The organism is Paraburkholderia sp. (assembly GCF_035948235.1).
GTDB lineage: Bacteria > Pseudomonadota > Gammaproteobacteria > Burkholderiales > Burkholderiaceae > Paraburkholderia.
Window position 1 is genome coordinate 1 of record NZ_DASZJJ010000135.1, and the last position, 9770, is coordinate 9770.

The following is a 9770-nucleotide window of genomic DNA, read 5'->3' on the forward strand; positions in this document are numbered from 1 at the left end:
GATACGAGATCTGGCGCTGGGCTTGTCCACAGTTTTTGTTCACAGCCCTGTGAGTAACTGCTGGACATCGCAACCAAGCTTATGATTCGTAACGATAAACGCTCGCGCACCAGCAAAAATGCACAAAAAGTGCGCAGAGAAGTTGTCCACAGCTTCTTGGGATAAACCTGTTGATAACCGCCTTACGAGCGCGCCAACTCATTGATCGGACGGGCAGTTAGTCGATTTAGTCACGGATTCAGCAGAACGTTTCCAATCGGCAACTTTCGCTCGCTGCCTGCCCTCACCTTCCGCCAGTCCCTATCACGCCAGATCGAGCGCTCCCGTAAGATCGCCCGGCGGCGTCTGCCCACGCGCGGAGAAAGCCCGATCGCGCGACGCTACGCCGTCCAGCGGCGCAAGTCCGTGCACCCGGCTGATGAAACGCAGGATCGAGTTCGTGTCGTAGAAGGTGTGGTCCACATGGCCCTTCTTCGCGAACGGCGCGATCACCAGCGCCGGGATGCGCGAGCCCGGCCCCCAGCGGTCGCCCGTGGGCGGCGCGACCGGGTCCCACCAGCCGCCGTTTTCATCGTGCGTCATCACGATCACCGTGTTGGCCCACTGCGGGCTACGCTGTAAATGCTCAATCACGGCAGCCACATGGCGGTCGCCCGATTCCACATCGGCATAACCGGCGTGCATGTTCAGGTTGCCTTGCGGCTTGTAGAACGTGACGGCGGGCAGGCGTCCCGCGTCGATATCGGCGAGCAGACGATTGGTCGCCGGATCGTCGCCAACGCCCGCGTCGCGCAGATGCCGCGCGCGCTCAGTCGTACCCGGCGCGAAGTTGGCGAAGTAGTTGAAGGGCTGATGGTGATACTGGAAATCAGGCACCGCGCCGGTGTCGCGATGGTCGAGCGCGAACTGCCAGGCGCCGCTATACCAGGCCCAGTCGACACCTTTTGCCGAGAGCCGGTCGCCGATCGTGGCAAATGTCTGCGGCGGCATCACACGCGGATCGGCCGGGTCGGCCCACGCCGGGTTGCCGTCCTCAGCGGGCCGCACGCTGCTCGGCTGGTACGGCGGCGCCATCGTGTTGACCGCATAGCCGTCCGGCGTAAACGCACCATCGTTGACGAACTTCGGCGGCCCGCCCAATGCCGATGCCGGACTGTTGGCCGCGAGCTTCAGACGCGTGCCGAGCGGATCGTCGCCGTCGAGCACTGAGACCATTTTCGCGGCCGGACTCGACTGGACGTTCGGGTAATACGGTGGCTGCGCGGCAATCAGATAGATATGGTTGAGCCACGAGCCACCGAAAGCGGCCATGAAAAAATTGTCGCAGAGCGTGTATTGCTGCGCGAGTTGCCAGAGCCGCAGGGTCTGCGCGGAGTTCTCGTAGTAGCCCATCACGAGCCCGCCTGAGTCGCCCCACGCAGCGAACTGGTCGTTACGGCCGGCGCTGATCTGATCTGGTTCTGATAGAACCGATGTACCAGATCGCGCGTGATGATTCCGTTCGGCAACGGATTGCCGTGCGTGTCGACGATACGAAACGGCTGGTTCGCGAGGCCCGTAATGGCGTGCTCGCCGATCATGTAGCGCTTGCCGTCGAGTTCCTGCGCCGCCGGAACGAGCCCGCCCCAGATCTTCGGCAACTGCGCGAGCGGCGTCTTGCCGTCGCGGTCGAGTTGCACGTAACGCGACGCGGGCACGCCAGACAGCGGCGTCTGCACGCCGGGGAAATTGCCGTAGAGATTCGTGAAGCTGCGATTTTCCGCGTAGATCACGACGATGTGGCGCACCTGGTCGCGCAACGCCGCATCGACGCGTGCATCGGTGGCGCTGCGCGGGCCAACGCCTGCATTCGTCTCCGATGTCTGGCAACCGCTTAGCGCCAGGCCCACGCCAACCGCGGCGATCCCACCCAGCACGCGCCGACGTGCGGGATCGTCCGGCTCGCCGCGATCGCCCTGCAGGTGGCCGTCGTCGTTCTCGTTCTGGTCCGCTGACTTCGGGTCGTCGTGCTTCATCAACCTGCCTCCTTGTTCTGGTCAAAGGGCGCTGGCGCGCACCGATATTCAGACATCCTGCAGGAGGATACCGCGCGCAGCGGCCTGCGCGGCGGCGAGGCGCATGACACTTGCGTTACGGGCAAAGGGTTCGCGAGTGAAAACCGCGCGGTTTCACTCGCGTGAGGACGAAAACGAGGTCAGTTGTTGCGCGGCGGGGTCGCGGGCTGCGGCCCTTGCGCGAGCGTCTGTGCGGGGCGCGCCCCGACTGCGTCCGCGCGCTGCCCATCATGCGGCGGACGCGGCACGGCAGGCAGTTCCACGCGCTCGCGGCGCGGTACATCGCCATCGTCGGTCCAGAGCGGATCGGGAATCTCGCTGAACACCTGGCGCAGCCGTTCTCCCCAGGTCGAATGCAGCATATGGAAATAAGCGTTCGAATCGTCGAGTGACACGTAACGCGTCACCCGCAGCGAGTCGCGCTCATAGACGAGCAGATCGAGCGGCAGCCCCACCGACAGGTTCGAGCGCAGCGTGGAATCCATCGAAATCAGTGCGCATTTGGCAGCCTCGTCGAGCGGCGTGCGCGGCGTGAGCACGCGGTCGATGATCGGCTTGCCGTACTTCGATTCGCCGATCTGGAAGTACGGATTGACGCTCGATGTTTCGATGAAGTTGCCCGCCGCGTAGATCTGGAAGACGCGCATGGCCTGGCCGCGAATCTGGCCGCCCAGAATGAAGCTGCAATTGAAATCGACGTTGAACTGCTTGAGCGCTTCGGCATCGCGCCGGTGCACCTCGCGCACCGCCTCGCCGACGATGCGCGCGGCCTCGACCATGCTCGGCGCGTTCCACAGCGAGGGCTGGGCGCTATCGCGCTGCTCGCTCAGCACCTGCAGGGTGGCCTGGGTGATCGCCAGATTGCCGGCCACGAGCAGCACCAGCACGCGCTCGCCCGGTTCTTCGAACACCGCCATCTTGCGCGACGTGCTGATGTGATCGACCCCGGCATTCGTGCGTGTATCGGAAAGGAAAACCAGCCCCTCTTCCACAGCAAGCGCTACACAGTACGTCATGGTTATCCTTCGAATCGGCTCGTGTAGCGGCGATTTTCGCACGCTCTGCGGCGGCGTTGCGCATAAGAAACGCGCGCTTTTGTGCGTTCCCGCGCGCGTTTCCTTTCGTATAACGAGAAAACTATTGCTGTTGCTGCTGCGCGCCGTGTGCGCTAACCCGCACGCTGACGTCGAGCGTTTCTCCCAGCCCGCCGATACGCCGGCCGCGCACTGGCGCGGCCGCCTCATAGTCGCGCCCCACCGCGATACGGCAGTATTTTTCGCTTGCGAAACACGCGTGCGTGACGTCCACCGTGACCCAGCCGTTATCGAGCCAGACATCCACCCAGGCGTGGCTCGCCATTTCCGGCACGTCGCCCGGTGCGAAATAGCCGCTCACATAGCGGGCCGGAATACCGCGCGCGCGGCACACCGCCAGCATGACGTGCGCGTGATCCTGACACACGCCGCGACCGAGCGAGAACGCGTCGGCGGCCGTGTGCGCCACGTCGGTCACACCGGATTCGTAGCGCACCTGCTGCGTAATACGCGCCGCCGCCTCGAGAATCGAAGCCGCATCGTCGAGCGGCCCGAGGCCTTGCGCGAATGCAACAAGCGCTGCATCGGCCTCCGTGAGACGCGTGGGCGTGGTGAAGTGCCAGGTGGGAATCGGCCCTTCTCCTTCGGTCAAACGTCCCTGCGCGAGCGGCACGGTTTCCACTTCGCCCCGCACACGCAACCGTATCTCGCGGTGCGGACGCGAGAGCACCAGCGTCATCAGCGTGTTGCCGTAAGCGTCACGACTCGAATCGAGCTTGCCGGGCGCATCCACATGCCATTGCGTGACGATCTGCGAAGGCGTGGTGAGCGGCGCGAGCCGCAATTGCTGGATCGAATAGTGCACCGGCGCATCGTAGCGGTAGACGGTGTCATGACGAATCGCGAGTTGCATGGCGGAATTCCTTCAACGAATCGATCAGCAATGCGAACGAATTTGCATCGCCATTAGCCCACCGGCAGCATCAGATAAGTGCGCGCCACCTGGTTGCCCAGTTCATAGACGCGCGCGAGAAACTGCGTGAGGAAGGTATGCACGCCCACCGAAAAAATCTGCCGCAGATCTGCGTACAGCAGTTCGGCGCGCAGCTTGCCGGCTGTGCGCTCGACTTCGCGCGACGCATCGGTACGCAGCATCGCCAGATTCACACACACCCCTTCCATCGAGGCCAGCAACGAACGCGGCATCTGCTGATTGAGAATCAACAGCTCCACCACGCGCGCGGGCGTCACCACATCGCGATATACCTTGCGGTAGATCTCCAGCGCGGAAACCGAACTCAGGATCGACGTCCAGTAATAGAAGTCCTCAAGCTGGCGCGCCGCCGAGCGCGAATCGGCCTGATCCACTTCGACAAAACGCACGTCCAGAATGCGCGCGGTGTTGTCAGCGCGCTCCAGGAAGGTGCCGAGTTGCGTGAAGAACAGCGCATCGTCCTGCAAGGCCGTGCCCACCCGTACGCCGCGCGAAAGATGCGAGCGGAACTTCACCCACTCGAACAACGACTCGGGATGCGTGGCCAAGGTGTCGCCGCGCAGCAGCTCGGCAAACTGCAGCCAGGTATCGTTGACGGTCTCCCACCACTCCGTCGTGAGCGTGCCGCGCACCGCACGCGCATTCTCGCGCGCCGCCTGCAGACACGAATAGATACTGGACGGATTGGTCGGGTCCGCAACCAGAAACTGCAGCACGTTACTGCGCGTGGTCTTTTCGTGGCGCGCATCAAAAGCCGTGTCGAGTTCGGAAATGCGCAGCATGGCGCGATGCGTGCGCGCTTCGTCATCGGCATTGCCGGGCAAGAGCAGCGCCGTCAGGTTGATGTCCAGCATGCGCGCGGTATTTTCCGCGCGCTCCATGTAACGGGCCATCCAGAACAGGTGATCGGCGGTACGGCTCAGCATGCTCGCTCCTCTTTGTTTCCATTTTTCGTGGGTTGTTCCGAAAGGGTCATTGGCGCATTCATTCGAGCACCCAGGTGTCTTTCGTGCCGCCGCCCTGCGACGAATTCACGACCAGCGATCCTTCTTTGAGCGCGACGCGCGTGAGTCCGCCAGCCGCCATCTGGATCGTCTTGCCCGACAGCACGAACGGCCGCAGATCGATATGGCGCGGCGCAATGCCGGCCTCCACAAAGGTCGGGCAGGCGGAAAGCGAAAGCGTAGGCTGCGCGATGTAGTTGCCCGGCCGTGCGATCAGACGCGCGCGAAACGCCTCGATTTCGTCTTTTGTCGAAGCTGGGCCGACCAGCATGCCGTAGCCGCCCGCCCCATGCACTTCCTTCACCACGAGTTCGGGCAGATGGTCGAGCGCATAAGCCAGGTCTTCCGGGCGGCGACACTGCCAGGTGGGCACGTTGTTGAGGATCGGCTTCTCGCCGAGATAAAACTCGATCATGTCCGGCACATACGGATAAATCGATTTATCGTCGGCGACACCGGTGCCCATCGCGTTGGCCAGCACGACGCGGCCAGCACGATACGCCGTGAGCAAACCCGGCACGCCAAGCGCGGAATCGGCGCGAAACGCTAGCGGATCGAGAAAGTCGTCGTCGACGCGGCGATAGATCACGTCCACGCGCCGCGGCCCTTTGGTCGTGCGCATGAATACGTAGTTATCCTCTACAAACAGATCGCTGCCTTCGACCAGTTCGATGCCCATCTGCTGCGCGAGGAAGGTGTGCTCGAAATACGCGGAGTTATACATACCCGGCGTGAGCAGCACGACCACTGGATCGTCGACGCCGTCGGGCGCGCAGGCGCGCAAGGTTTCCAGCAGCAGATCGGGATAGTGCGCGACGGGCGCGATCTTGTGCTGAACGAACAGTTCGGGAAAGAGCCGCATCATCATCTTGCGGTTCTCGAGCATGTACGAGACGCCCGATGGCACGCGCAGATTGTCTTCGAGCACATAGAACGCGCCATCGCGTCCGTCACGCACGATGTCGATACCCGCGATATGCGCGTAGACGCCCAGCGGCAGATCGATGCCCTGCATTTCGGGCCGGTACTGCGCATTCGTATAGACCTGCTCCGCCGGAATCACGCCCGCGCGCACGATATTGCGCTCGTGATAGACGTCGTGAAGAAAGAGATTGAGCGCCTGCACGCGCTGACGCAGGCCGCGTGCGAGCGTGGCCCATTCGTCAGAGGGAATGATGCGGGGAATCAGGTCGAATGGAATCAGCCGCTCGGTGCCGGAGAGATCGCCGTTGACCGCGAACGTTATGCCCACCCGGCGGAACAACAGGTCCGCTTCGGCGCGTTTGCGCGCCATTGTCTCGCCAGTCTGCCGCTCCAGCCAGTGCTGGAAGCGTTCGTAATGCGGGCGCACCGCGCCCTCGTCGCGCATTTCGTCATGGACTTGCATCGCTCGTTCTCGCGCGTGGATGCAGCGTCGCGAGCCATGACGTCACGTCAGGGACCGCGCACTGCGATACGCTACAAAAGCAAGGCGTATGCCATCGCCAGAGCACGGGTGCCCAAGCGCATTCCACCGCTTATGCCTGCATTCACGCGCCCGAATGGTGCATGTTTTCGAGTGCGATCGCGCGACCGGACGGCATGACGATTCGACGCCTCATCATGGTGCAGTCTAGCGCAACCGCTGCAATTGCCAACGATTGCCGCCGATTTCCGGCTTGACGCACACTCAACGCGATTGCGCCGCCGCTTTGCCCGTTTCGCCGTGCTTGCGCCGCTGCTGCGCGCCCAGGCCGGTGCGCTGCTGCACGCCCCACTTGCGCCGACCGAGCAGAAAATGGAGCCAGCCCATGGCCGCGCCCGCATGGCGCATCAACTGGAAAGAGAACGGTTCGAAGATGGCCGCGAGCAGCGCCATACCGAAGCTCGAACTCTTGCGGTCGCCGCTCCAGCGTCGGTACAGATGCACGGAAAACAGATGGAACGCCAGATCGATAACGATCTTGCCGACGATCACCGCCAGCACCGGTAAGACAATCGTAAAGCGCCCATCGAACAGAAAACCCAGCAACAGCACGAATGCCGTGAGGCCGTAGATCGGCTGCACGGTATCGAAGGCCTTCACCGGCAGCATCATGAGCCCAAGCTTGCCGTAGCGACGATTGCCCGTCATGTCGCGATACCAGTACTGCGTCTGCAGAAAGCCCGCGAACCAGCGGCGGCGTTGCCGCAGGAAGCTCGCGAGCGTGCCGGGCGCGTCGGTGGTCGCGCGCGCGGCGCCAATCACCCGCACATCCCAGCCCAGGCCCTCACTCACGGAATAGCGGCGCAGCCGGTGAATCAGTTCGTAATCCTCTACAAGACAATTCGGATCGAAGCCGCCCACCGTCACCACCGCCTCGCGACGAAACGCAGCGAATGCGCCCGAAACGAGCAGCAGACTATCCGCGCGCATCCACGCAAAGCGCGAGATGAAATTGCGGATGTACTCGTACGTCTGGAACCACTGGAAAAACCGCCCGCTCGGTGTGGTGCCGCAGACTGGCGTGAGCAGACCCGCCGCCGCGACCAGCGTGGGGTTCCGCGCGAAAGCGTCGGCCATAGCGGCGCAGGCATCGGGTTCGAGCAGCGTGTCGGCATCGACGGTCATCACCGCGTCGGTGTCCATCGCGCAGAGCGCCGCGTTCAAGGCTCGCGCCTTGCCGCCATGCGCGAGCTTCAGCCAGCGCAGATTCGGATACTGCGGCGAAGGCGCGCTCATGCGCCCCTCCCCCGGATCGGTCAGGCCGTAGTGCTTCGAGAGCAGCACGGCGGTGCCGTCGGTCGAACCGTCGTCGGCGATCACGATCTGGCGTGGCGCACGCGTCTGCGCGAACAGCGCATCGAGCGTGATCGGCAGCACGCCCGCCTCGTTATGCGCGGCGACGATCACGCCGAGCGTCGGCAACGCCGACGATGCCGGCGCGATGACGTCCGCACTTTCGTAGGGACGCAGCAGCACGCGCGCCTGCCAGGCCACGAAGATCAGCAGCACGGTGTCGTAGATCACATAGGCGATGCCGGTCGACCACGCGACCACCCCTTGCAGGAAGAACGCGCGGGCGAACAGCACGCACCAGAGCACCATCACGCTCAGGTGAATCGCGACACTGATGAGCGGCGTGGGCGGCGGCGTGATACGCGGCGAAATGCGCGCAAGCGCCTTGTCGAGCGAGTCGTTCAAGACAGTCCTTTTTTGTCGTTCACGGCATCATCCGGCGCAGCACCGAATGACGATCGATCCATTGATGCTTGAGCGCACCCGCGATATGCAGCGCGAGCACGCCATAGAGCGCATAGCTGCACGCCGTGTGCAGCGCGCCGAACTGCTCGTGCAGCTGGTTCTTGGTGGCGGCATCGAGATTCATGATGAAGCCGATCCGCGGCCACTGAAACAGCCCGAACAGATACATCGGATGCGAAGCCGCGGCCACCCACGCCGAGTCATGCAGCCAGCCGGTAAGTGGCATCGCAAAGATCAACACATAGAGCGCGATATGCGCCGCGTGCGCGGCTGCACGCTCCCAGGCGGGGAATTCAGCCGGCAGCGGCGGCGGACGGTGCGTGAGGCGCCAGAGCACGCGCAGGATCGCCAGACCCAGCACGGTGATGCCGATGGACTTGTGCGTATCGATCACGAAGCGGATCCCCTCGTCGGAGAGCGTGCCGTCGGGCAGCAACGCAGCGGTCAAGCCAAGCGCGACGTTACCGAGGATCAGCAAGGCAATCGACCAGTGCAGCAGCACGGCCACGCGCGTGTATTTCTGCGCGGGCGCGGCGGCGGAAAAACTCGATTCGGCGGATAAAGAAGTTTTCACGTGTGAGCGGGCCGTAACGTTTCAGTAGGAGATAACGCGCGGCGCGGAGGGTTTATTCCCCGCACGCGCAAACAAGGATCGTGCGTGGCCGAAGCGGGGCGCCAACCTTGACGCACGCGCATTATGCGCCCTCGCACCTGACACCGCAGAAGCCGAAAGATGGCGGGATTGCCAGCTTCGCGCGTGATGGCGCGAACGCAAAAAAAGCCGGAACGGCGCTTGCACACCGCTCCGGCCTGCGGATCGACGGGACAACGTCAAGCTGGATTGCCGCCTTATTTACCGCTGCCCGCCTGCTCCTCGATCTGACGCCCGACATTGTCGTCGATATTCTTCCAGTACTCGAACACGCGCTCGCGTACCGGGCTGCGCACGCCATTCAGGCTCGCCACCACCTGTTCGACCAGCAGCGCGCGCTGTTTGTCGTTGAAGACGCTACGCACGAGGTTGCCGGGCTGGCCGAAGTCGTCGTCCTCGGCGTGCAGCGAATAGGCGCTGCGGACCATCTCGCCGTCGGCTTCCCAGCCGTCGTCGGCGGCGCCGGTCTGATCGGCCCACGGACGCCCGAAGCTGTTCGGTACATAGGTAGGCGCATTGCCGCTGTGCTCGTAAGCCATGTGACCGTCGAACTGATAGGTCTGCACGGGCACTTTCGGCCGGTTCACGGGCAGCTGGTTGAAGTTGGTGCCGATGCGCGCGCGCTGGGCGTCGTTATAGGCAAACGCGCGGCCCAGCAACATGCGGTCCGGCGACAGACCGATGCCCGGCACCGTATTGCCCGGCGAGAACGCGGCCTGTTCGATCTGCGCGAAGAAGTTCTCCGGATTGCGGTTGAGCGTCATCGTGCCGACCTTGATGAGCGGATAGTCCTTGTGCGACCACGTCTT

The 9770-nt window shown here is 63.4% G+C and carries 7 protein-coding genes and 1 pseudogene; all 8 read right to left on the bottom strand.

Translation table 11 applies throughout. The features are described from left to right. Positions 1 to 303 precede the first annotated feature (303 nt). A pseudogene (locus VG320_RS11775) lies at positions 304 to 2015 on the bottom strand (acid phosphatase). A 179-nt stretch (positions 2016 to 2194) separates the two neighbouring features. Next, a complete protein-coding gene (locus tag VG320_RS11780) occupies positions 2195 to 3070 on the bottom strand; it encodes a proteasome-type protease (protein ID WP_327200282.1) in 876 nt (291 codons plus the stop codon). A 121-nt stretch (positions 3071 to 3191) separates the two neighbouring features. Further along, positions 3192 to 4001, bottom strand: coding sequence for a transglutaminase family protein (locus VG320_RS11785; RefSeq protein ID WP_327200283.1), 810 nt, complete (start codon positions 3999 to 4001; stop codon positions 3192 to 3194). A gap of 53 nt (positions 4002 to 4054) precedes the next feature. Next, on the bottom strand, positions 4055 to 5008 hold the full coding sequence (locus tag VG320_RS11790) for an alpha-E domain-containing protein (RefSeq protein WP_327200284.1): 954 nt from the start codon (positions 5006 to 5008) through the stop codon (positions 4055 to 4057). A gap of 58 nt (positions 5009 to 5066) precedes the next feature. Further along, the gene (locus tag VG320_RS11795; protein ID WP_327200285.1) at positions 5067 to 6473 is read right to left on the bottom strand and encodes a circularly permuted type 2 ATP-grasp protein; all 1407 of its coding nucleotides are present in this window, start codon (positions 6471 to 6473) and stop codon (positions 5067 to 5069) included. A 282-nt stretch (positions 6474 to 6755) separates the two neighbouring features. Further along, on the bottom strand, positions 6756 to 8249 hold the full coding sequence (locus tag VG320_RS11800; RefSeq protein WP_327200286.1) for a glycosyltransferase: 1494 nt from the start codon (positions 8247 to 8249) through the stop codon (positions 6756 to 6758). Between the two features lie 19 nt (positions 8250 to 8268). After that, the gene (locus tag VG320_RS11805; RefSeq protein WP_327200287.1) at positions 8269 to 8883 is read right to left on the bottom strand and encodes a cytochrome b; all 615 of its coding nucleotides are present in this window, start codon (positions 8881 to 8883) and stop codon (positions 8269 to 8271) included. A 275-nt stretch (positions 8884 to 9158) separates the two neighbouring features. After that, positions 9159 to 9770: catalase (locus VG320_RS11810; protein WP_327200288.1), on the bottom strand; the 612-nt coding region annotated here is incomplete at its 5' end.